The 21,193-nt window shown below is 70.6% G+C and carries 17 protein-coding genes; 6 read left to right on the top strand and 11 right to left on the bottom strand.

The genetic code is table 11. The annotated features are described in order from the left end of the window. Positions 1-3: 3 nt before the first annotated feature. Positions 4-774, bottom strand: coding sequence for a ribonuclease activity regulator RraA (locus R4I43_RS05245; protein ID WP_324264368.1), 771 nt, complete (start codon positions 772-774; stop codon positions 4-6). Positions 775-904: 130 nt separating this feature from the next. On the opposite strand from R4I43_RS05245, the gene araD reads away from it, so the two are divergent. Together araD and R4I43_RS05235 are read left to right on the top strand one after the other, a co-directional pair. After that, on the top strand, positions 905-2,635 hold the full coding sequence (gene araD, locus R4I43_RS05240) for an L-arabinonate dehydratase (RefSeq protein ID WP_324264367.1): 1,731 nt from the start codon (positions 905-907) through the stop codon (positions 2,633-2,635). 16 nt (positions 2,636-2,651) lie between these two features. Beyond that, positions 2,652-3,554, top strand: coding sequence for a dihydrodipicolinate synthase family protein (locus R4I43_RS05235; protein ID WP_324264366.1), 903 nt, complete (start codon positions 2,652-2,654; stop codon positions 3,552-3,554). Positions 3,555-3,867: 313 nt separating this feature from the next. On the opposite strand, the gene R4I43_RS05230 is transcribed toward R4I43_RS05235, so the two are convergent. From R4I43_RS05230 to R4I43_RS05205, 6 genes are all read right to left on the bottom strand, one after another. Further along, on the bottom strand, positions 3,868-7,245 hold the full coding sequence (locus R4I43_RS05230; protein ID WP_324264365.1) for a pyruvate carboxylase: 3,378 nt from the start codon (positions 7,243-7,245) through the stop codon (positions 3,868-3,870). Between the two features lie 341 nt (positions 7,246-7,586). Further along, positions 7,587-9,818, bottom strand: coding sequence for an ATP-dependent DNA helicase RecG (gene recG, locus R4I43_RS05225; protein WP_324264364.1), 2,232 nt, complete (start codon positions 9,816-9,818; stop codon positions 7,587-7,589). Between the two features lie 39 nt (positions 9,819-9,857). Next, a complete protein-coding gene (locus R4I43_RS05220; RefSeq protein WP_324264363.1) occupies positions 9,858-10,316 on the bottom strand; it encodes a hypothetical protein in 459 nt (152 codons plus the stop codon). Between the two features lie 128 nt (positions 10,317-10,444). After that, a complete protein-coding gene (locus tag R4I43_RS05215) occupies positions 10,445-11,392 on the bottom strand; it encodes an SdpI family protein (protein WP_324264362.1) in 948 nt (315 codons plus the stop codon). Continuing rightward, a complete protein-coding gene (locus tag R4I43_RS05210; RefSeq protein ID WP_324264361.1) occupies positions 11,389-11,736 on the bottom strand; it encodes a GntR family transcriptional regulator in 348 nt (115 codons plus the stop codon). Before R4I43_RS05210 ends, R4I43_RS05215 begins: the two co-directional genes overlap by 4 nt. A gap of 103 nt (positions 11,737-11,839) precedes the next feature. After that, positions 11,840-13,399, bottom strand: a complete 1,560-nt coding sequence (locus R4I43_RS05205; RefSeq protein ID WP_324264360.1) for a DAK2 domain-containing protein — start codon at positions 13,397-13,399, stop codon at positions 11,840-11,842. Positions 13,400-13,691: 292 nt separating this feature from the next. On the opposite strand from R4I43_RS05205, the gene rpmB reads away from it, so the two are divergent. Continuing rightward, on the top strand, positions 13,692-13,883 hold the full coding sequence (rpmB, locus tag R4I43_RS05200) for a 50S ribosomal protein L28 (protein ID WP_281454936.1): 192 nt from the start codon (positions 13,692-13,694) through the stop codon (positions 13,881-13,883). 293 nt (positions 13,884-14,176) lie between these two features. Here the strand turns inward: rpmB and R4I43_RS05195 are convergent, their stop codons facing one another. Beyond that, a complete protein-coding gene (locus R4I43_RS05195) occupies positions 14,177-14,851 on the bottom strand; it encodes a uracil-DNA glycosylase (protein WP_324264638.1) in 675 nt (224 codons plus the stop codon). Between the two features lie 361 nt (positions 14,852-15,212). On the opposite strand from R4I43_RS05195, the gene R4I43_RS05190 reads away from it, so the two are divergent. Then, positions 15,213-16,544, top strand: coding sequence for an MFS transporter (locus tag R4I43_RS05190; RefSeq protein WP_324264359.1), 1,332 nt, complete (start codon positions 15,213-15,215; stop codon positions 16,542-16,544). Positions 16,545-16,607: 63 nt separating this feature from the next. On the opposite strand, the gene R4I43_RS05185 is transcribed toward R4I43_RS05190, so the two are convergent. Then, entirely contained in the window at positions 16,608-17,597 is a 990-nt protein-coding gene (locus tag R4I43_RS05185) for a thiamine-phosphate kinase (RefSeq protein ID WP_324264358.1), read from the bottom strand. Positions 17,598-17,670: 73 nt separating this feature from the next. On the opposite strand from R4I43_RS05185, the gene R4I43_RS05180 reads away from it, so the two are divergent. Both R4I43_RS05180 and R4I43_RS05175 read left to right on the top strand, forming a co-directional pair. After that, complete coding sequence (locus tag R4I43_RS05180; RefSeq protein ID WP_324264637.1) at positions 17,671-17,904, top strand: Lrp/AsnC ligand binding domain-containing protein; 234 nt, start codon at positions 17,671-17,673, stop codon at positions 17,902-17,904. A gap of 39 nt (positions 17,905-17,943) precedes the next feature. Continuing rightward, a complete protein-coding gene (locus tag R4I43_RS05175; protein WP_324264357.1) occupies positions 17,944-18,531 on the top strand; it encodes a DUF3515 domain-containing protein in 588 nt (195 codons plus the stop codon). A gap of 72 nt (positions 18,532-18,603) precedes the next feature. Here the strand turns inward: R4I43_RS05175 and R4I43_RS05170 are convergent, their stop codons facing one another. Further along, a complete protein-coding gene (locus R4I43_RS05170) occupies positions 18,604-19,695 on the bottom strand; it encodes a D-alanine--D-alanine ligase family protein (protein WP_324264356.1) in 1,092 nt (363 codons plus the stop codon). 77 nt (positions 19,696-19,772) lie between these two features. After that, positions 19,773-21,191 carry a MocR-like pyridoxine biosynthesis transcription factor PdxR gene (pdxR, locus tag R4I43_RS05165; protein ID WP_324264355.1) on the bottom strand — a complete coding sequence of 473 codons (1,419 nt, stop codon included), beginning with the start codon at positions 21,189-21,191 and terminating at the stop codon, positions 19,773-19,775. Positions 21,192-21,193 lie beyond the last annotated feature (2 nt).

Below are 21,193 nucleotides of genomic sequence, written 5' to 3'. Positions count from 1 at the left end.
CCTTCACGACGGGGTCGAACCGGGAATGGGCCATCGCCAGGGGTTTTCGGCGGCCCATGCCTCGTAGGCGGCGCGGGTCGTCTCGTCCGGCGGGTACGTGCCGCGCAGCGCGTGCCCGGATTCCACCCTGGACAGGACGAACGATTCGAGATGTTCTTGGGTCGCAGCGGCTTCGGCGACCTCGTCGGCCAAGTGGCGCGGGATGCACACGACCCCGTCGGAGTCGCCGACGAGCACGTCGCCCGGGTAGACGGCGACCTCGCCGCAGCCGATGGGGACCTGCATGTCGACCGCGTGGTGCTGGATCAGGTTGGTGTTGGCGGACGGGTTCATCGCGAACGTCGGCATCTCCAGCACCGCGAAGCCGTCCGAGTCGCGCACCGAGCCGTCGGTGACCACGCCCGCGCAGCCCCGGTGCAGCAGCCGCGTGGCCAGGATGTGGCCGAGCGAGGCGGCGCGCTGCTGCCCGCGCGAGTCGATGACCAGCACCTCACCGGGGCTCACCGATTCCACGGCCTTGCGCTGCGGGTGGTCGTAGTCCTGGAACACCGAGAGCACGTCGATGTCCTCGCGCGCGGGGATGAAGCGCAGCGTGAAGGCGACGCCGACCATGTTGACCTGCGCGGGGTTCAGCGCGCGCACGCCCTGCATGAACTGGTTGCGCAGGCCGCGCGAGAGCAGCTGCGTGGTGATGGTCGCCGTGCTGGCGTAGCGCAGCGCCTCCCGCGTGCCCTCCGGGAGCGGATCGGATGCCTTGACCGGGGTGCTCACCATCTTCGACCCTTCGCATCGTCGGACGTCTGAGATATCATATACCGCACGAGCAAGCCCCGGCCCCAGCACGATCTCCAGTCAAGTCGCACGAACAGCGAAGTTCCAGACACCGGAAGGGAGCTCGCCGGCCATGTCCCGTCCCAGGCTCACCGCCGAGCAGCTGCGCAGCCACCGCTGGTTCGGCGTGGACACCATGCGCTCGTTCGGGCACAAGTCCCGCGCCAAGCAGATGGGCTACGACGCCGAGGACTACTCGGGCAGGCCGGTGATCGGCATCGTCAACACCTGGAGCGACATCAACCCGTGCCACACGCACTTCCGCGAGCGCGTCGAGGACGTCAAGCGCGGCGTGCACCAGGCGGGCGGGTTCCCGCTGGAGCTGCCGGCGATGTCGCTGTCGGAGCCGTTCCAGAAGCCGACCACGATGCTCTACCGGAACATGCTGGCGATGGAGACCGAGGAGCTGCTGCGCTCTTACCCCATCGACGGCTGCGTGCTGATGGGCGGCTGCGACAAGACCACGCCAGGTCTGATCATGGGCGCGACCAGCGTCGACGTGCCGTCGATCTTCTTGCCCGCCGGTCCGATGCTCAAGGGCCGCTGGAAGGGCGTGACGCTGGGATCCGGTTCGGACACCTGGAAGTACTGGGCGCAGCGCCGCGCGGGCACCATCGGCGAGAAGGAGTGGGGCGAGATCGAGGACGGCATCGCCCGCTCGCCCGGTCACTGCATGACGATGGGCACCGCCTCGACGATGACCGCCGCGGCCGAGGCCCTGGGGCTGACCCTCAGCGGCGGCTCGTCGATCCCGGCGGCGTTCTCCAACCACCGGCAGCTCGCGGTGGCCACCGGCCGCCGCGTCGTCGACCTGGTCTGGGAGGACGTCAAGCCGAGCGAGGTCCTCACCCGGGAGTCCTTCGAGAACGCCGTCGCGGTGGTGATGGCGATGGGCGGTTCCACGAACGCGGTGATCCACCTGGTCGCGATGGCCGGTCGCGCCGAGGTCGACCTGCCGCTGGAGGTCTTCGACGAGCTGTCCCGCGTGGTCCCGGCGCTGGCCAACATCCGGCCTTCGGGCGACTACCTGATGGAGGACTTCCACGACGCGGGCGGGCTGCGCGGGCTGATGGCCGAGCTCGGCGAGCTGCTGCACCGCGATGCGGTCACCGTCAACGGCCGGACGCTCGGCGAGAACCTCGACGGCGCCGAGATCCACGACGCCGACGTGATCCGCCGCCGCGACAACCCGCTGTCCGAGCAGGGCGGGCTGGCGGTGCTGCGCGGGTCGCTGGCACCCGACGGCTGCGTGATCAAGACCAGCGCGGCCAGCCCGGAGCTGCTGCGGCACACCGGCGAGGCCGTCGTCTTCGACTCCTACGAGGACATGGACGCGCGCATCGACGCCGACGACCTCGACGTCGACGAGAACTCGGTGCTAGTCCTGCGCGGTGCCGGTCCGCTGGGCGGGCCGGGCATGCCGGAGTGGGGCATGTTGCCGATCCCGAAGAAGCTGCTGCAGCGGGGCGTCACCGACATGGTCCGGATCTCCGACGCGCGGATGAGCGGCACCAGCTACGGCACCTGCGTGCTGCACGTGGCCCCGGAGTCGTTCGCGGGCGGGCCGTTGGCGCTGGTCCGCGACGGCGACCTCGTCGAGCTCGACGTGCCCGGCCGTCGGCTGGACCTGCACGTCGACGCCGAGGAGCTGGAGCGCAGGCGCGCCGAGTGGAAGCAGCCGGAGCCGGTCTTCGCGCGCGGCTACGGCAAGTTGTTCGCCAAGCACATCACCCAGGCCGACAAGGGCTGCGACTTCGACTTCCTCGAAGGCACCGGCGGCGCACCCGAACCGGCCATCCACTGAGACGAGCGGAGCGACGATGGTCACCAGCGTTGATGCGCTGCGCGGGGTCACCGCGATCACCGTGACCCCGTTCGACGGCACGGGCGCACCGGACTGGTCCGGCTACGAGGCGATCGTGGCGCGGATGGGCGAGACCGGGGTGCACGTGATCACGCCCAACGGCAACACCAGCGAGTTCTACGCGCTGTCCCGCGAGGAGTGGCAGCGCGCCAACGAGGTCGCCGCGAGCGCCGCGGGTGGCTCGGTGGTGATGCCGGGCATCGGCTACGACATCGCCACCGCCAAGGACATGGCGGTGGCGGTGCAGCAGCTGGGCGCGCCGCTGGCGATGCTGCACCAGCCGGTGCACCCGCACCAGTCGGTGGCCGGGTGGGTGGCCTACAACCGGGAGGTCGCGCAGTCCGCGCCCGGTCTCGGATTCGTGCTCTACGTCAAGGACGCCCGCATCGGTGCCGATGCGCTGGGCTCGCTGTTCGACGCCTGCCCGAACGTGGTCGGCATCAAGTACGCGGTGCCGGATCCGCTGCGCTTCGGCGACATCTGCGCCTCGCTGGGCGCGGACCGGGTGGCCTGGTCGTGCGGGCTCGCCGAGCGGTGGGCACCGTCGTTCTGGCCGCTGGGCGCGGCCGGGTTCACCTCGGGCGGGGTCAACGTCGCCCCGACGCTCTCGCTGGACTACCTGGCCGCCCTGCGCTCCGGCGACCGGGAGCAGGTCCGGCGGTTGTGGTCGCTGATCGCCCCGTTCGAGAAGATGCGCGCCGAGGACGCCACGGCCTGCAACGTCGCCGTGGTCAAGGAGGCCTTGGCCCAGCAGGGCTTGTGCGGTGCGGGTGTCCGGCCACCGGCCGGCAGCTTGTCCCCGCAGCAGCGGGAACAGGTCACCGAGATCCTCGCTTCCTGGTCCGAGGCCGGCTACTGACCGTCGATCCGCTCGAACGCCTGGGCCGACGCTCCGGGTCCCGGCCCGCACTCGACCAGAACCAGCGCGCCCTCGACCGAAGATCACTCCACCTGCAGACCTTCCCAATTTCGCGCGAAATTCGAGGGCCCGGCATCCAAGTCGAATTTCGCGCGAAGTTCGAACCACCAGCCGGGGCAGCACCCTGACCTGCGGGTACACGCCCGAACGCGGGTGAGGCGTTCGAATTTCGCGCGAAATTCGGGTGCAGCAGACGAAGCGGGCCGCCTCCCGTGGGGGAAGCGGCCCGCTACGCGGGGTCCGGCAGGGTGGGTCAGCCGAGCTCGATGATGAGGTCGCCGCCCTCGACCTGCTGCACCGCGCCGATGGCCAGGCGCTTGACCTGACCGCTCTGCGGAGCGGTGATGGCGGCCTCCATCTTCATCGCCTCGATCGTGGCGACCGTCTCGCCCGACTCGACGGCGTCACCTTCGGCGACGGCGAGGGTGACCACGCCCGCGAACGGGGCGGGGACGTGACCCGGGTTGCCGCGGTCGGCCTTCTCGGCGACCGGCAGGTCGCTGGCCACCGAGCGGTCGCGGACCTGGATGGGCCGCAGCTGCCCGTTGAGCACCGCCATCACGGTGCGCATGCCGCGCTCGTCAGGTTCGCTGATGGCCTCCAGGCCGATGAGCAGCCGCACGCCGGGCTCGAGGTCCACCGAGTACTCCTCCCCCGGCTTGAGGCCGTAGAAGAAGTCCTTGCTGCGCAGCAGCGAGGTGTCGCCGTAGGCGTCGCGGTGGTCCTGGAACTCCTTGGTGGGCTTGGCGAACATCAGCCGGTTGAGCGTGTTGCGCCGGTCGTTGACCAGCCCGTCGCGGTCCTCGGCGGACAGCTCGGCGAGCTTGCGGGTGGTGGTGCGGCCTTCCAGCGCGCGGGTGCGGAACGGCTCCGGCCACCCGGCGGGCGGGTCGCCCAGCTCGCCCTGCAGGAACCCGATCACCGAGTCCGGGATGTCGAACTTGCGCGGCTCGGCCTCGAAGTCGGCCGGGTCGACGCCCGCACCGACCAGGTGCAGCGCCAGGTCGCCGACGACCTTCGACGACGGGGTGACCTTGACCAGCCGGCCGAGGATGCGGTCCGCGGCGGCGTACATGGCCTCGATCTCCTCGAACTTGTCGCCGAGACCGAGCGCGACCGCCTGGGTGCGCAGGTTGGACAGCTGACCGCCGGGGATCTCGTGGGAGTAGACGCGGCCGGTCGGCGAGGCCAGCCCGGCTTCGAAGGGCTGGTAGATCTTGCGGACCGACTCCCAGTAGGGCTCCAGGTCGCACACGGCCTGCAGGTCCAGGCCGGTGGTGCGCTCGGTGTAGTCGGTGGCCGCGACCAAAGAGGACAGCGCGGGCTGCGAGGTGGTGCCCGCCATCGACGCGGTCGCCGCGTCCACGGCGTCCACACCGGACTGGATGGCGGCCATGTAGGTGGCCAGCTGCCCGCCCGGGGTGTCGTGGGTGTGCAGGTGCACCGGCAGGTCGAATTCCGCGCGCAGCGCGGAGACGAGCTTCGCCGCGGCCGGCGGGCGCAGCAGTCCCGCCATGTCCTTGATGGCCAGCACGTGCGCGCCGGCGTCGACGATCTGCTCGGCCAGCCGCAGGTAGTAGTCCAGTGTGTACAGCTTCTCGTCCGGGTTGGACAGATCAGCGGTGTAGCACAGCGCGACTTCGGCGACGGACTTGCCGGTGTTGCGCACGGCTTCGATGGCCGGGCGCATCTGCTCGACGTCGTTGAGGGCGTCGAAGATCCGGAAGATGTCGATGCCGGTGTTGGTGGCCTCCTGCACGAAGTGCTCGGTCACCTCCGTCGGGTACGGGGTGTAGCCGACGGTGTTGCGGCCGCGCAGCAGCATCTGCAGGCAGACGTTGGGGATGGCCTCGCGCAGCTTGCCCAGCCGCTCCCACGGGTCCTCGGCGAGGAAGCGCAGCGCCACGTCGTAGGTGGCGCCGCCCCAGCACTCGACCGAGAACAGGTCCGGCGTCATCCGGGCCACGTGCGGCGCGACGGCCAGCAGGTCCTTGCTGCGCACGCGGGTGGCCAGCAGCGACTGGTGGGCGTCGCGGAACGTGGTGTCGGTGACGCCGACGTGCTTGGCCTCGCGCATCCAGCGCGCGAAGCCCTCCGGGCCGAGTTCGGTGAGCTTCTGCTTGGTGCCGGGCAGCGGGGCCGCGGTCAGGTCGACCTCGGGGAGCTTGAAGCTCGGGTCGGCCGCTGTGGGGCGCGGACCGTTGGGCTGGTTGACGGTGACGTCGGCGAGGTAGTTCAGCAGCCGGGTACCGCGGTCGGCGGAGTGCCGGGCGGTGAGCAGCTGCGGGCGCTCGTCGATGAAGGAAGTGGTGACGCGGCCCTGGCCGAAGTCGTCGTCGTCGAGCACCGCCTGCAGGAACGGGATGTTCGTGGAGACGCCGCGGATCCGGAACTCGGCGAGGGCGCGGCGGGCGCGGCCCACCGCGGTCGGGAAGTCGCGGCCCCGGCAGGACAGCTTGACCAGCATCGAGTCGAAGTGCGCGCTGATGCTGGTGCCGGCGAAGGCGGTGCCGCCGTCGAGGCGGATGCCCGCGCCGCCGGGCGAGCGGTAGGCGCTGATCATGCCGGTGTCGGGGCGGAACCCGTTGGCCGGGTCCTCGGTGGTGATGCGGCACTGCAGGGCGGCACCGCGCAGCTGGATCTTGTCCTGGGTCATGCCCAGGTCTTCCAGCGTCTCGCCGGCGGCGATGCGCAGCTGCGACTGGACCAGGTCGGCGTCGGTGACCTCTTCGGTCACGGTGTGCTCGACCTGGATGCGTGGGTTCATCTCGATGAAGACGTGGTTGCCGCGCTCGTCGACGAGGAACTCGACGGTTCCGGCGTTGACGTAGCCGATCTTGCGGGCGAAGGCGACCGCGTCGGCGCAGATCCGCTCCCGCAGCTGCGGGTCGAGGTTCGGGGCCGGGGCGATCTCGATGACCTTCTGGTGGCGCCGCTGCACCGAGCAGTCGCGCTCGAAGAGGTGCACGACGTTGCCCTGGCCGTCGGCGAGGATCTGCACCTCGATGTGCCGCGGGCTGACCACGGCCTGCTCCAGGAACACCGTCGGGTCGCCGAAGGCGGACTCGGCTTCGCGCATGGCGGCTTCCAGCGCCTCGCGCAGGGCCGCCGGGTCGTCGACGCGGCGCATGCCGCGACCGCCACCACCGGCGACGGCCTTGACGAAGACCGGGAAGGTCATCTGCTCGGCCGCGGCCAGCAGCTCGTCGATGTCGCGGGACGGCGCCGAGGAGTCCAGCACGGGAACTCCGGCTTCGCGCGCCGCGGCCACGGCGGTGGCCTTGTTGCCGGTCATCTCGAGGATCTGCTTCTGCGGTCCCACGAACGTGATGCCGGCTTCGTGGCAGGCCTTGGCCAGCTCGGGGTTCTCCGAGAGGAAGCCGTAGCCCGGGTAGACCGCGTCGGCGCCCGCCTGACGCGCGGCTTTGATGATCTCGTCGACGGACAGGTAGGCCCGGACCGGGTGGCCGGGCTCGCCGATCTCGTACGACTCGTCGGCTTTCAGCCGGTGCAGCGAGTTGCGGTCTTCGTGCGGGAAGACCGCGACGGTTCCCGCTCCCAGCTCGTAGGCGGCGCGAAAAGCGCGAATCGCAATCTCGCCGCGGTTTGCGACGAGCACCTTGCGGAACATGCCGGCTCCCTCGGATAACAGGTGTCGGTCGGTGTGGAGACACTACCGCGAAAATTCCCCGTAACGGGAGAACCCGTCAGGTGACGAAGACCTCTGCACCCCTCATGACCAGCCCAAACGCGTGAGGCGCACAAGGCGTAGCGAAAAGAAAATCATGAAATCTTTCCGCGCGCAGAACTTTCGCTCACCTATTCGAGGCCTGCAGGTCACCTCGTGGTCATCTCACGACCGACAACGGGCGATCCGCGCCGGAACAGCTCGAGATCGACCGCTCCGAGTTCTCCGGAATTTTCTTCAAAACTGCCCAGCATCCGGGATTTTCACCCACTACTGGACGGTAATCAGGACTTTTCGAGGTACTCCGCGCGTTCCTCGTCGACCACCTCGGCCACCATGCGCGCCAGACCCGGGTGCTCCCGCAGCTCCGGATCGGCCGTGACGAACCGGTCCGCCTCCTCGCGCGCCTGGGCGATGACGTCCTCGTCGCGCAGCAGCGAGAGCATCTTCAGGCCGGACTTGCGGCCCGACTGCGCGGCGCCCAGGACGTCGCCCTCCCGGCGCAGCTCCAGGTCCAGCCGCGCCAGCTCGAAGCCGTCGGTGGTGGAGGCGACCGCGTCCAGCCGCTCGCGCGTGGTGGTGCCGCCCATCGCCTCGGTGACCAGCAGGCACAGCCCCGGCGCGCTGCCCCGGCCCACCCGGCCGCGCAGCTGGTGCAGCTGGGAGACGCCGAACCGGTCGGCGTCCATGATCACCATGACGGTCGCGTTGGGCACGTTGACGCCGACCTCGATCACCGTGGTCGCCACCAGCACGTCCAGCTCGCCCGCGGCGAAGGAGCGCATCACCGCGTCCTTGTCGTCCGGCGCGAGCCTGCCGTGCAGGATTCCCAGCCGCAGCCCGGAGAGCGGCCCCGCCGCCAGCTGCTCGGCCACGTCGATCACCGCGACCGGCGGGCGCCGCTGCTCGCCGCCGTCGTCCGGCGGCGGCTCCTCGCCGTCTCCGTCATCCACAGTGGACTTCTTGGCCTTCTTGCCCTTGCCCGAGCTCTCCTCGTCGTCGCCGATGCGCGGGCACACCACGTACACCTGGTGCCCGGCGGCGACCTCCTCGTGGATGCGCGCCCACGCCCGGTCCAGCCACGCGGGCTTCTCCGACACCGGCACCACGCTGGTGCTGATCGGCGAACGCCCTTGCGGCAGTTCGCGCAGCGCGGAGGTCTCCAGGTCGCCGTAGACCGTCATCGCCACCGTGCGCGGGATCGGCGTCGCCGTCATCACCAGCACGTGCGGCGCGGTCTCCTCGCCCGCTCGGGCGCGCAGGGCGTCGCGCTGCTCGACGCCGAAGCGGTGCTGCTCGTCGACCACGACCAGCCCGAGATCGGCGAAGGACACCTTGTCCTGGATCAGCGCGTGCGTGCCCACGACGATCCCGGCCTCGCCGGAGGCCGCCTCCAGCATCGCCTGGCGCCGCTGGGCGGTGTTGAGCGAGCCGGTCAGCAGCGTCACCCGGGTCGCGTTCTCCGCGCCGCCGAGCTCGCCCGCCATCGCCAGGTCGCCGAGCAGTTCGCGCAGCGAACGCGCGTGCTGGGCGGCCAGCACCTCGGTGGGCGCGAGCATCGCGGCCTGCCGCCCGGCGTCGACGACCTGCAGCATCGCGCGCAGCGCCACGATCGTCTTACCGCTGCCGACCTCGCCCTGGACCAGGCGGTTCATCGGGTGCTCGGTGCCCAGGTCGGCGGCGATCTGCTCGCCGATCTCCTGCTGGCCCCGGGTCAGCTCGAACGGCATCCGCTCGTCGAAGGCGACCCGCACCCCGTCGTCGCGGCGCTCGCACACCGGCGCCGGGTGCGACTTCGTGTTGCTGCGACGCTGGGCGAGCGTGAGCTGCACGGCCAGCGCCTCGTCCCACTTGAGCCGGTCCTGCGCGGCGGCGACCTCGCCGAAGTTCTGCGGCCGGTGGATCTTGCGCAGCGCGTCCTCCAGCGAGGACATGCCCAGGCGGTCGCGGAGCTCGGTCGGCAGCGGGTCGTCGGTGCCGTCCCACACGTCCAGGACCTGGCTCACGCAGCGCGCGATCGACCACGACGGCAGCCCCTGCGCCGACGGGTAGACCGGCAGCAGCGCGCTGGCGAACTCCTCGGCGGCGGCACCCACGTCGGTGGCCTCCGAGTCGAACAGCTGGTACTCGGGGTGGGCGAGCTGCAGCTGGTCGCGGAACGCGGTGACCTTGCCGGCGAACATGCCGCGCTTGCCGGGGATCAGCTCCCGCTCGCGCCACGCCTGGTTGAAGAACGTGCAGGACAGCGAGCGGTGCCCGTCGGTGATGCGGGCCTCGACGATGGTGCCCCGGCGGGACTTCATGGTGCGCTTGGTGACCCGCTCGACCTTGGCCAGCACCGTCGCGTGCTCGCCGAGCTCCAGCCCGGCGATCGCGGTCAGCTCACCGCGCTCGGCGTAGCGGCGGGGGTAGTGCCGAAGCAGATCGCCGACGGTGACCAGGCCCAGCGCAGACTCGAGCGCCTTGCCGGTCTTGGCCCCCAACAACCGGTCGAGCTTGGCGTCCAATGTGGTCACTGCAAGTCCTCCGCCTGCGTCCTCGGATGGCACCGCGAGTCAGTCGGCGGCACCGACGGTTTCCCGGCCGCCGAGCCGCCAGCCCGCCCACGCCACCGGCAGCGCGCCGAGCAGCAGCCAGCCCTCGCCGGCCAGTTCGGTGGCGTCGCGGAAGTCCGGCGCGTCCAGGTTGGCCATCGTGGTCAGCACCACGGTCCCCAGCATCACCCAGCCGAACACCGCCATCACGGCTCCGGTCACCGCCGTGGCCCGCTTGCGCAGCACACCGCGCAGCACCAGCGCGCTCCACACCGCCGCGACCACCAGCCACCACACCAGCTTGCCGAGCAGGAAGTCCCGCAGCGAACTGGAGCTCTCCGGCGTTCCGGTCGAGGTCCACTCGACGGCGATGGGCTCGGGCAGCCGCGCACGAACCCCCAGCGGCACGGCGAGCATAAGCACGGCCACGAGCAGCGTCCAGCCTGTGATCAACCACAGGTACCGGCTCCGGATTCGCACTGCTGGCTCCCTCGACGACTCGGTTCGAGATTAGCGGCACGCACCGACCACACCGCCGACCACCCGCGACGACGCGCGGGCGGTGGCAGGAAGGTTCCCGTGCAACGGTGGCAGGTAGGTTCCCGCGCTCACATCGCCGCGCGTTCCGCGAGCAGCGCGTTGATCAGCTCCGCACCGCGTTCGGGCCTGTCGACGCTGATGATGAAGTCGCGGCCGGAGGTCAGCCGCAACGCCAGGCACTCGCCGCCGCGCAGCATGATCGCGGTGGTGGCGGGAAGAACCCGGTACCCCCAGCCGCCGACCTCCAGGGCGCGGCGGCGGACGACTCCCGCGCTGCTGATCTGCTCCAGCCGGACCCGGCGCACCGGGAAGCGCTGCGGCCCGAAGGCGGCACTCACCCCGCGCTCGTCGACGCGGATCCGCGCGGTCGACAGGCCCGACACGACGATCCCCCCGAGCAGCGCGGGCAGCGCGACCTGCCAGGTCGCCAGGGCGAGGGCTCCCACGCCGGCCAGGACCGCGACGACTCCGATGACGACCAGGACCCGGCTGGACACCGACGAGATCCACACCGCGCGCTGCCCCGGTTCGAGAGCGAGCTCGCCCGCCGAGTCGTGCTCGGCGCCCGGCTCGTCCGGCCCGCGGTTGCCGACCCTCCACCCGAGGCCGCCGGCCACCACCGCTGCGACCAGCACCGCCGGCACGTGCCACCCGGGCAACCGGGCGTCCTGCCAGGCGGTGTGATCGAGGTTCGCCAACAGCGTGGAGGCCGTGATCCCCGCGAAGAAGAAGGCCGTCGCCCCCAGCCCGGCCGCGGAACCGGCGCGGTGGGCGCGTCGCTCGCCCATCGTCCCCGCGACCACGGCGAACACCGCCAGGACCAGCCATCCCGGCAGCATGAGCAGCGGGAATCCCGCAATGGACGAGGACCCGTCGGGGACACCGCTGAAGCCCCAGTGGGTGGCGATCGGGTCCGGGAGCCGATCGCGCAGCAGCACCAGCGGTGCGAGGAGGGCGACCGTCACGACCGCAGTCCAGACGAGCGAGACGATCAGGAAGGTCTTCCGGTGGTTCACGATTCCTCCTCGATCCACCGCGTCAGATCGGCGGCGGTGAAGCCCCGGCGTCGTGCCTCGGCCAGCAGGTCGCGCAGCTGCGAGCGCAGCCCCGCCTCGGGATCGGGGCGGTGCAGCACGGTCACCCCTCGCCCGCGCCGGAACTCCAGCAGCCCCTCGGCGCGCAGTTCGCGCAACGCCCGCAGCACCGTGTTGGCGTTGATGCGCATCGCATCGGCCAGATCGCGCGCGGGCGGCAGCCGGTCTCCCGGCTGAACCTCCCCGTCGGCGATGGCACGACGGATCGCATCGGCGGCCTGCTCGTGCAGCGGCCGCCCGTCCTCGAGATCCAACGAGAGCAACATGACGCTAATGAAACTAGCACCATCGATTTCATCTGGGAAGCGTGCAGCAACGAGGAGGGGAACCTCCCCGACTGGCAGGAAGGTTCCCCTCCTCGAAGTGCGGCTACTCGATGCCGATCAGCAGCAGGGCGTCCAACGCGCCCGCCGGATAGCTGGCCATCTCCACCTCGGGGTGCGCGCGACGCAGGTGAGCGGAAAGTTCCCCAGGCAGCTCAGCAGGGGTGTTGTCGCCGACGAGCGCGGTCAGCAGCTCGCCCCCGAGCGTGAGCATCCGGGTGAGCAGCTCCTGTGCCGTGGCGGTGAGGTCCTCGCCGATGAGCACGACCTCGCCGTCGATCAAGCCCAGGATGTCGCCGGGACGGCAGCGGCCGACCCAGGTCAGCGCTTCGGCGTCGGCGACGTAGAGCTCCCCGCGACGCGTCGCCGCAGCCGCCTCGGCCATCGCGACCTGGTCGTCGGCGCGACGCCGGTTCGGGTCGTGCACCGCGAGCGCGGCCAGCCCCTGCACCGGCGACGCCGTCGGCACCACCACGACCTCCGGCGAGTCCTTCGGCAGGTCAGCGACCGCGCTCTCCACGACCAGCGCCGTGTCCAGGTCGTTGGGCAGCACCACCACGTGCCCGGCCCCGGTCGCGGTGAAGGCCTCCCGCAGCTCGGCCGGGAACGGCAGCGAACCGCTGACCAGCACATCGGCGCCCTCGGCCGCGAAGAGCTCGCCGAGGTCCTCGCCCGGCACGCACGCCAGCACCGCCACATCGCGGGCGTAGGCGGCCTGCTGATCTGCGAAACGCGTCACCTTGATGCGGTGCGCCCGGCCCGACTCGACGCCCGCCTCGATCGCTCCCCCGATGTCGTCGCAGTGCACGTGCACCGCCCACGAGCCGGAACCGTCGCCGACCACCGACACGCAGTCGCCCAGCTCGCCCAGCCGCCAGCGCAACGCCTCCGCCCGACCGGCATCCGTGTCGGCCAGCAGGTACATGACCTCGTAGTCGAAGCTCGACTCGTGCTCCAGCAGGTCCGGCTCGGCCGGATCCGGGGAGTTCGGGGCCAGCCACTCGCCGTCGCGCACCACGGCGTGCAGCGCGTCGAGCAGGATCACCAGACCGCGCCCGCCGGCGTCGACCACGCCCGCCTCGGACAACACCGGCAGCTGAGCCGGGGTGGCGGCCAGGGCGTCGATCGCGGCGCGCGTCGAACCGCGCACCACGTCCGCGAGCTCAGCGCAGTCCTGCCCACCACGGGCCGCAGCCCGCAGCACGGACAGCACGGTGCCCTCCTGCGGCTCCGCGACCGCCTGCCGCGCCAGCTCCTCCGCGCGCTGCAGCGCCTCCCGCCACTGCACGCCATCGGCGGTCACCGCATCCCCCAGCCGCTCGGCAAGACCCCTGATGGCCTGCGAGAACAGCATCCCGGAGTTCCCGCACGCGCCCCCCAGCGCACCCTTGGCCAGCGCGCCCAGCACACCGCCGAGCGTGTCCGGCGCGGTCTCGTCGAGGGTCCGCACGGCCGCCCGCATCGTCTGCAGCAGGTTCGTACCGGTGTCGCCGTCGGCAACCGGGAAGACGTTGATCCGGTCGATCGCCTCGCGCTCGGCGGCCAGCGCCGACAGGGCCAGGTCCGCCCAGCGGCGGGCAGTCGCCGCGTTCAGCGTCCGCAACACCCGGGAACCTCCCACGCAGGTTAGGATCGGTTGGACCCGAGACTATCCGCAGTCGGCGCGCTCACGGTGCTCCGCCGCACATCGGCCCCCACCTCGGAAGGAGCCGGTGGCGGTGGGCTAGACTGATCCGGTCCCAGGGTGGCGATGACCCCGGGCGACCGGGTTCTCCGGGCTCAGGCCGCCGCACGGCGGTGAGCAGGAAGCGCTCCCGCAAGTGCCTCTCCGCTTCGGCGTGGCACGGCTGCGGGGCTCTCATCGCTGTAACCGTCAAGCAAAGTAAGGGGTGTCTGACGTGGCTGCCGTCTGCGACGTCTGTGGCAAGGGACCAGGCTTCGGCAACTCGGTCTCGCACTCCCACCGGAAGACCAAGCGCCGGTGGAACCCGAACATTCAGACCGTGCACGCCAAGATCGGTCTGTCCCAGCGCAAGCGCATGAACGTCTGCACGTCCTGCATGAAGGCCGGCAAGATCGTCCGCGGCTGAGGTTTTGTTCTTGAGCTAGGAGCCCCGGGGTGGTTTCGCCTCGGGGTTTTCTGCTGCCCTGGGGCGAGTTCTGCCCACTGACAAGACTCTGTGGTCCCCTTGCTCAGCGGTGCCAGCAGCGGAACCTGAGCGGCTCCGTGGATTCCGCGCGCCGTTCCTGATGTATGTCCAATACACGGCGTCACGGCGTGCTCGCCACGAAGTCGCTCAGAACCCGCGGCGGTGCCAGTTGCTTGCTCGGGGCAAGGAGGAACCGGCTTCGCCGGTTGCCTGACGAACTCCCGTTGCGGGTCCTACGGCAACTTCCAGTCGATGGGTTGCCAGCCCTTCCGCTGCAAGATCTCGTTGGCCTTGCTGAAGGGCCGAGACCCGAAGAACCCGCGGTCTGCCGACATCGGGCTGGGGTGCGGTGATTCGACGCACTCGACGCCCGGCATCAGCGGCCGCAGGTCGCGGGCGTCGCGTCCCCAGAGGATCGCGACCAGGGGTTCTTCCCTGGCGGCGAGGGCCTTGATGGCCTGGGCGGTGACCTGCTCCCAGCCCTTGCCCCGGTGCGAGCCCGGCTTGCCGGGGCTGACCGTGAGGGCGCGGTTGAGCAGCAGCACTCCTCGCTCGGTCCACGGCGTGAGGTCGCCGCTGGAGGGCTTCGGGTGGCCGAGGTCCTCGCTGTACTCGCGGAAGATGTTGACCAGGCTGCGCGGCGGCGCGACCCCGGGGGCCACCGAGAAGCTGAGCCCGACCGGGTGCCCCGGCGTCGGGTAGGGGTCCTGGCCGACGATGAGCACGCGCACGTCGTGGAACGGCTGCTGGAACGCGCGCAGCACGTTCTCCGGGGCCGGCAGGTAGGTGCGGCCCTCGGCGACCTCGGAGCGCAGGAAGTCGCCCATCGCCGAGATCTGGTCCGCGACCGGAGCGAGCGCCTCCGCCCAGCCGGCCTCGACGGTTTCGTGCAGTGGACGTGCTGCCATGCCGAGCAGGTTATCGATCGACACCGAGGGTCTCCCACGCAACCCCACAACCACTCGGCAGTGTCACACGTCACATACCGATGATGTAACGGTGATCGCGAGTTAGCTCACATGCGTAATCACAACTACTCCGAAAGCGCCATTTCCGCCCGTCATCGCGGAAATTCCCCTGTCAAATCAGTGACGCTCCGAGAGGAGGGTTCCGGTGCGCCCGGCGTGCGGTTCTGCATAAACGAAATAACGTGGAAATGCTCGATGTCGTGTTTTTGGTGGCCACGACATGGCCACTCGGCTAGGTTCTGGCGAAGTTCCAAATCGACCACGGCCGTGGAGACAACACCCGGAGGTGGGCCGCAAACTCATGACTTCTCAGGAAACAGCCGAAACAGAGGCCGAGCAGAAGTCGTTGCTGCGCCGCGCGGTCGGCGCCGCGGCAATCGGTAACTGCACGGAGTGGTACGACTTCGGTGTCTACGCGTACGTGGCCGCCTACGTCGGACACCAGTTCTTCCCCGGCCCTTGGGAGACCATCTCCGCGTTCGGCGTCTTCGCCATCTCCTTCCTGTTCCGCCCGCTGGGCAGCCTGTTCTTCGGTCCGCTCGGCGACCGGATCGGCAGGCAGAAGGTGCTCGCGGTAACGATTCTGCTGATGTCGGGCTCGACGTTCGTCATCGGTCTGCTGCCGACGTACAACACCATCGGTCTGTTCGCGCCGATGCTGTTGCTGCTGTGCCGGTTGGTGCAGGGCTTCTCCACCGGTGGTGAATACGGCGGTGCCGCGACTTACATCGCCGAGTTCGCTCCGGACCGCAAGCGCGGCTTCTGGGGCAGCTGGCTGGAATTCGGCACCCTGGTCGGATTCGGGCTCGGTGCTCTGGTGCCGACCGTCCTGATCCTGACGCTGGACAGCGCTTCGATGGAGACCTGGGGCTGGCGCATTCCGTTCCTCATCGCCGGTCCGCTCGGCGGTGTCGGTCTGTACCTGCGTTCGAAGCTGGAGGACACCCCGGCGTTCAAGCAGTTGGAAAACACCCACCAGGTCGCCAAGTCCCCGCTGCGGGACCTGATCCGCGAGTGGTGGCGCCAGCTGCTGATCCTGATGGGCATCGTGGTGCTCATCAACGTCGCCAACTACACGATCCTCACCTACATGGAGACCTACCTCTCGGACACGCTCGACGTGCCCGACGGGCAGGAGCACCAGGTGCTGGTCCCGCTGCTGCTGACGGTCGTGTTCATGCTGGTGATCATCACGCCGGTGGGCGCGCTGTCGGACCGCATCGGACGCAAGCCGCTGTTCCTGTCGGCGGCCATCTGCTTCCTGGTGCTGCCGATCCCGGCGTTCTGGCTGATCGGCCAGGGCACGGTCCTGACCACGATCCTGGGCCTGGGGCTGCTGGCGATCGGGCACGTGCAGCTGATCGGGCCGCTGGCCGCGACGCTGCCGGCGATGTTCCCGACCAAGGTCCGCTACGCGGCGTTCTCGGTCGGCTATAACATCTCCACTGCCGCCTTCGGTGGTACTGCGCCGCTGATCAACGACTCCGTCGTGACCAACACCGGCAACAGCTACTTCCCCGCCTTCTACTTGATGGGCGCGGCACTGGTCGCCCTGGTGCCGATCCTGCTCATGAAGGAGACCGCGAAGAAGCCGCTGATGCAGGAATCCCCCGCGGCGGCACCGGCGAACTGACGCCGAAACCACCACATTCGAGAGCGCCCCCTGGCCCGGCCAGGGGGCGTTCTCTTGGCTCGGTCAGCGCCAGTGCTCCCAGCCCACGGAGCCCTCGTAGGTGTTGCCGTCGATGGTGACGCCGGATCCTTCGGCCACCACGCCGATCTCGCGGAAGTCCGGCGGCAGCGGGCGGTTGGCGGGGAAGGTGGCGATGAGCGCCTGGTCCTCCCCTCCGGTGAGGACCCAGTGGCGGGCGTCGGCACCGAGCGCGGAGGCGACCTCGGTGAGCCGTTGCGGGATCTCGACCTGCTCCATGCGCAGGTCGATGGCGACTCCGGAGGCGGTGGCGATGTGGCCGAGGTCGGCCAGCAACCCGTCGGAGGTGTCCACCAGGGACGTGGCGCCCGCGACGGCGGCCTGCGGTCCGGCGCCGTAGGGCGGTTCGGGCACGCGGTGCGCGCCGACCACGGCGACCGGGGAGCGGAATCCGCGGCCCAGCACGGCTAAGCCCGCCGCCGACCAGCCGAGCCTGCCGGCGACCGCGACCACATCGCCCGGCCGGGCTCCGGAACGGGTGACGGGTGCTCTTCCCTGCAGATCTCCGAGCGCTGTGATCGAGATCGTCAGTGATGGCGACGACACCATGTCGCCCCCGATGAGCCCGATCCCGGCTCGCTGTGCCTCTTCCCACAGACCTTCCGCGAGTTCGTCGACGAGGGCCGCCGGGGTCTCGGGCGGGCAGCCGAGACCGACCAGCAGGCCGGTGGGAACCGCGCCCATCGCGTTGATGTCGGAGAGGTTCACCGCGACCGCCTTGCGCCCCACCTGGTGTGGTGTCGACCAGTCGAAACGGAAGTGGACCTGCTCCACCAGCACGTCGGTGGTGGCCACCACGCGGCCGTCGGGGGCGGCCAGCACGGCGGCGTCGTCGCCCGGGCCGAGGAGCGTGCCCGGCGACTGCTCGCGACCAGCCGTCACTCGATCGATGAGATTGAACTCACCCACCTGGGAAATGGTCTGTGGTTCCTGGGACGAGTCAGGACCCAACTGGGACCTTCCTTCCTTGAGCATCAGCTCGGTCAGATGGGGTAGCTTTCTGCCAGTTTCCTACCCCGAGCACATGGGCCAGACGAAGGGGCACGCCGTGGTACAGGCATACATCCTCATCCAGACCGAGGTCGGCAAGGCAGCCGCAGTCGCCGGCGAGATCGCCGGGTCCGCCGGCGTCATCAGCGCCGAGGACGTCACCGGTCCGTACGACGTCATCGTGCGCGCCGAAGCCGAGAACGTCGACCTCCTCGGCAAGATGGTCGTCGCCAAGATCCAGAACGTCGACGGCATCACCCGGACGCTGACCTGTCCGGTGGTTCACCTCTGAGGTGCCCCTCCTCCGGACGGGTCAGCACGTGGTGCTGTAGTGGGGAACGTGGTTGAGCACGAGGGATCCGGCGTTCCCAAGCCGGTTTTGATCATCGCGATCGCGCTCGGCGTGCTGCTGGCCGCGGGGGTGGCAGGTGTCGGCGTCTACGGCTGGTACGGCGAGCACCGCCTGCGGGAGGAAGCCCGGGCCGCCGAGGCCGCGCGCCGGACGGGACCGCTGGCGGCACCGCCGATCCCGGCGCCGAAAGCGCAGTCAGCGGAGTGCGCCTCGGTGATGTCCGCGCTGCCCGCCGAGCTGACGATCGGTGGCGCACCGGTTCCGCGTCGGCCGCTGGCCGAGCCCGCGCCCGCCGCCACCGTCGCCTGGGGCGACGCCGAGCACGACCCGGTGACCGTGCGCTGCGGCATCGACGCACCCGCCGAGCTGACCCCGACGTCGCAGCTGATGGACGTCTCCGGGGTCAGCTGGCTGGAGATCAACCAGGGCGGGGATTCCTCGTGGCTGGCCGTCGACCGCCCGGTCTACGTGGCGCTGAGCGCCCCGGCCGACACCGGCACGGGCCCGTTGCAGGACCTCTCCAGCCTCATCAAGGCAACGCTCCCCGAGCAACCCGTCTTCCCGTGACCGTCGCCGCCGCCCCGGGGCCCACCCCCCCTGCATCCTCCGTGGGCTGGGGGTGTCCCCCCCTGGTGCGCGTCAGCGGAGGCCGGTGCCGCGGGCCAGCGCGGTGTCGATGAGGGTGGTCAGCAGCGTCGGGTAGTCGATGCCGCTGTGCGCCCACATGCGCGGGTACAGCGAGATCGAGGTGAAGCCCGGCATCGTGTTGACCTCGTTGATGATCAGCTGGCCCTCGTCGGAGAGGAAGAAGTCGACGCGGGCCAGTCCCTGGCACTCCAGCGCGGCGAAGGCGCGCACCGCCATGTCGCGCAGCTCGGCGGTGTGCTCATCGCTGATCTTGGCGGGCAGGTCGAACTCGGTGACGTCGTCGAGGTACTTCGATTCGTAGTCGTACCAGTCGCTCTCACCGGTGACCCGCAGCTCGGCGGGCTGCGAGGCCTCGACGCGCCCGTCGGGGAACTCCAGGACACCGCACTCGATCTCACGCCCGGTCACCCCGGTCTCGATGATGACCTTCGGGTCGGTGCGCCGGGCCTCGGCGATCGCGTCGTCCAGGTCGGCCCAGTCGGTGACCTTGGTGATGCCCAGCGACGATCCTGCGCGCGCGGGCTTGACGAACACCGGCAGGGTGAGCCGCTCGCGCTGCTCCTCGGTCAGCGTCCCCTGGCCGCGGCGCAGCACCTCGTAGGTGCCGACCTCGATGCCCTCGGCCGCGAGCAGCTTCTTGGTGTACTCCTTGTCCATCGACACCGCGCTGGAGAGCACGCCCGGTCCCACGTAGGGCACGTCGGCCATCTCCAGCAGGCCCTGGATGGTGCCGTCCTCGCCGAAGGCTCCGTGCAGCACCGGGAAGACGACGTCGACACCGGAGAGCACCTCGCCGCCCTTGCCCGGTTCGAGCAGCACCAGTTCCTGGCGCGTGGGGTCACCCGGCAGGGCCAGCGCGGTGCCGGAGACCACGCGGGGTTCCTCGCGGTTCCGGATCTCCAGCTGCTTCGGGTCGTCGGTGCCGAGCACCCAGGCGCCTTCCTGGGTGATGCCCACCGGCACGATCTCGAAACGGTCCTGGTCCAGGTGGGCGAGCACGCTGCCGCCGGACACGCAGGAGATGCCGTGCTCGGTGCTGCGGCCGCCGAAAACGACGGCCACCCGGGTCTTGCGCGAAGTCATGGCCGGGACCATACCCCGGCTGCGCTCCGGTCGTTTTACGAAGCCCTCCCGCTCGCGACACGATGCGGTATCGGACATCACCCGTCTGCTTTTCCGCACAGCTCGGCCACGATCGGCAGGGCAGATTCGAGTTCGTCGCGGGTGCAGGCGGCGTAGCCGAGGGCGATTCCGCACCACCGCTGCGGTCCGTCGTGGTGGCGTCGCAGCCCGTCGAGGACGAGTCCGCGCTCGGCGGCGTCGTCGAGGACGCGCTGCTCGGTTTCGCCGTCGGGCAGCGGCAGCACGACGTGGGCGCCCGCGCGGTCGCCGAACACTCCGACCCCCTCGGCGGCCAGCCGGTCTACGACGATCGCGCGGCGCTGCGAGAGCTCCCGGCGCAGCCGGCGCAGGTGCCTGCCGAGATCGCCGTGGCGGGCGAGTTCCACCAGCACCCGCTGGCCCGCCGGGGCCGGGCTCGCGCCGATGCGCTCGCGGTGCCGCTGCACGGCCGTGGTGATCTTCTCGGCGCCGAGCATCCAGCCGACGCCGAGCGTCGGGGTGAGGATCTTGCTGGTGGTGCCCAGGTGCACCACGACGTCCGGGGCCATCGAGGCGAGCACCGGGAGCGGTGCGACGTCGTAGCGGAGTTCGCCGTCGTAGTCGTCCTCGACGATCAGCCAGCCCCCGTCGCGGGCGCGTTCGATGAGAGCGATGCGGCGCTCCGCCGGGAGCCTCCCGCCGATCGGGAACTGGTGCGCCGGTGAGCAGTAGACGGCCGCGACTCCGCTCGGAACGTCCTCGACCACCAGGCCGGAGTGGTCGACGGGCGCGGGCACGACCTCCATCCCGGCTGCTTTCAACGCCCCCACCGCGCGCTGGTAGCCGGGTTCCTCGACGGCGACCTTCGCGCCGCGCGGCAGCACGGCGGCGGCGAGTTCCCCGAGCGCGGTGCTGGTTCCGCCGGTGGCCAGCACGTTCTCCGCCGTCCAGCCACCGACGACCAGACCCCGGTGGCGCAGCAGGTGTTCCACGACCGCCTCGCGGTAGCTGAGCAGCCCGGCGCGCTGCGGGCGCAGGTCAGGAACGGTGTCGGCGGCCGCGCGCCAGGCCCGGCGCCAGGTCGCGCGATCGATGCCGTCGGCCCACGGCACCCCGGGGACCAGCACGATCATCGGGCGTTCGGCGTGCCGGTGCTGCATGACCGGCGGCGGCACGGCATCGGTGCGCGCCCCGGGCGGACTGGTGGTGACGAAGGTGCCCGAGCCGCGCCGCCCGACGATCCAGCCCTCGGCGTGCAGCTGCTCGTAGGCGGCGGCCGTGACGGTGCGGCTCACGGCCAGGTGCCGGGCCAGGGCGCGCGTGGACGGCAGCCGGTCGCCGCCGCGCAGCTGGCCGATGGTGGCGGCGTGCCGCAGCGCGTCGGCGAGCTGGACCGCGAGCGGCAGATCGGCGTCCCGGTGCAGGTCGATGGCCAGTTCCAGCAGCGGCGAGCTGGCCGCGGGCACGTCGTGTGGCATTT

This window comes from Saccharopolyspora mangrovi, assembly GCF_035320975.1.
Taxonomy (GTDB): domain Bacteria; phylum Actinomycetota; class Actinomycetes; order Mycobacteriales; family Pseudonocardiaceae; genus Saccharopolyspora; species Saccharopolyspora mangrovi.
The sequence above is the reverse complement of the archived record's forward strand: the minus strand, read 5'-3'. Positions and strand labels throughout refer to the sequence as shown.

Excerpts from the sequence above, each read along its gene's own strand:
- R4I43_RS05185 (WP_324264358.1), bottom strand. The coding sequence starts at position 17,597 with ATGCTCAAGGAAGGAAGGTCCCAGTTGGGTCCTGACTCGTCCCAGGAA.
- R4I43_RS05230 (WP_324264365.1), bottom strand. The coding sequence starts at position 7,245 with ATGTTCCGCAAGGTGCTCGTCGCAAACCGCGGCGAGATTGCGATTCGC.
- R4I43_RS05235 (WP_324264366.1), top strand. The coding sequence starts at position 2,652 with ATGGTCACCAGCGTTGATGCGCTGCGCGGGGTCACCGCGATCACCGTG.
- R4I43_RS05210 (WP_324264361.1), bottom strand. The coding sequence starts at position 11,736 with ATGTTGCTCTCGTTGGATCTCGAGGACGGGCGGCCGCTGCACGAGCAG.
- R4I43_RS05245 (WP_324264368.1), bottom strand. The coding sequence starts at position 774 with ATGGTGAGCACCCCGGTCAAGGCATCCGATCCGCTCCCGGAGGGCACG.
- R4I43_RS05170 (WP_324264356.1), bottom strand. The coding sequence starts at position 19,695 with ATGACTTCGCGCAAGACCCGGGTGGCCGTCGTTTTCGGCGGCCGCAGC.
- pdxR (WP_324264355.1), bottom strand. The coding sequence starts at position 21,191 with ATGCCACACGACGTGCCCGCGGCCAGCTCGCCGCTGCTGGAACTGGCC.
- araD (WP_324264367.1), top strand. The coding sequence starts at position 905 with ATGTCCCGTCCCAGGCTCACCGCCGAGCAGCTGCGCAGCCACCGCTGG.
- R4I43_RS05195 (WP_324264638.1), bottom strand. The coding sequence starts at position 14,851 with ATGGCAGCACGTCCACTGCACGAAACCGTCGAGGCCGGCTGGGCGGAG.
- R4I43_RS05190 (WP_324264359.1), top strand. The coding sequence starts at position 15,213 with ATGACTTCTCAGGAAACAGCCGAAACAGAGGCCGAGCAGAAGTCGTTG.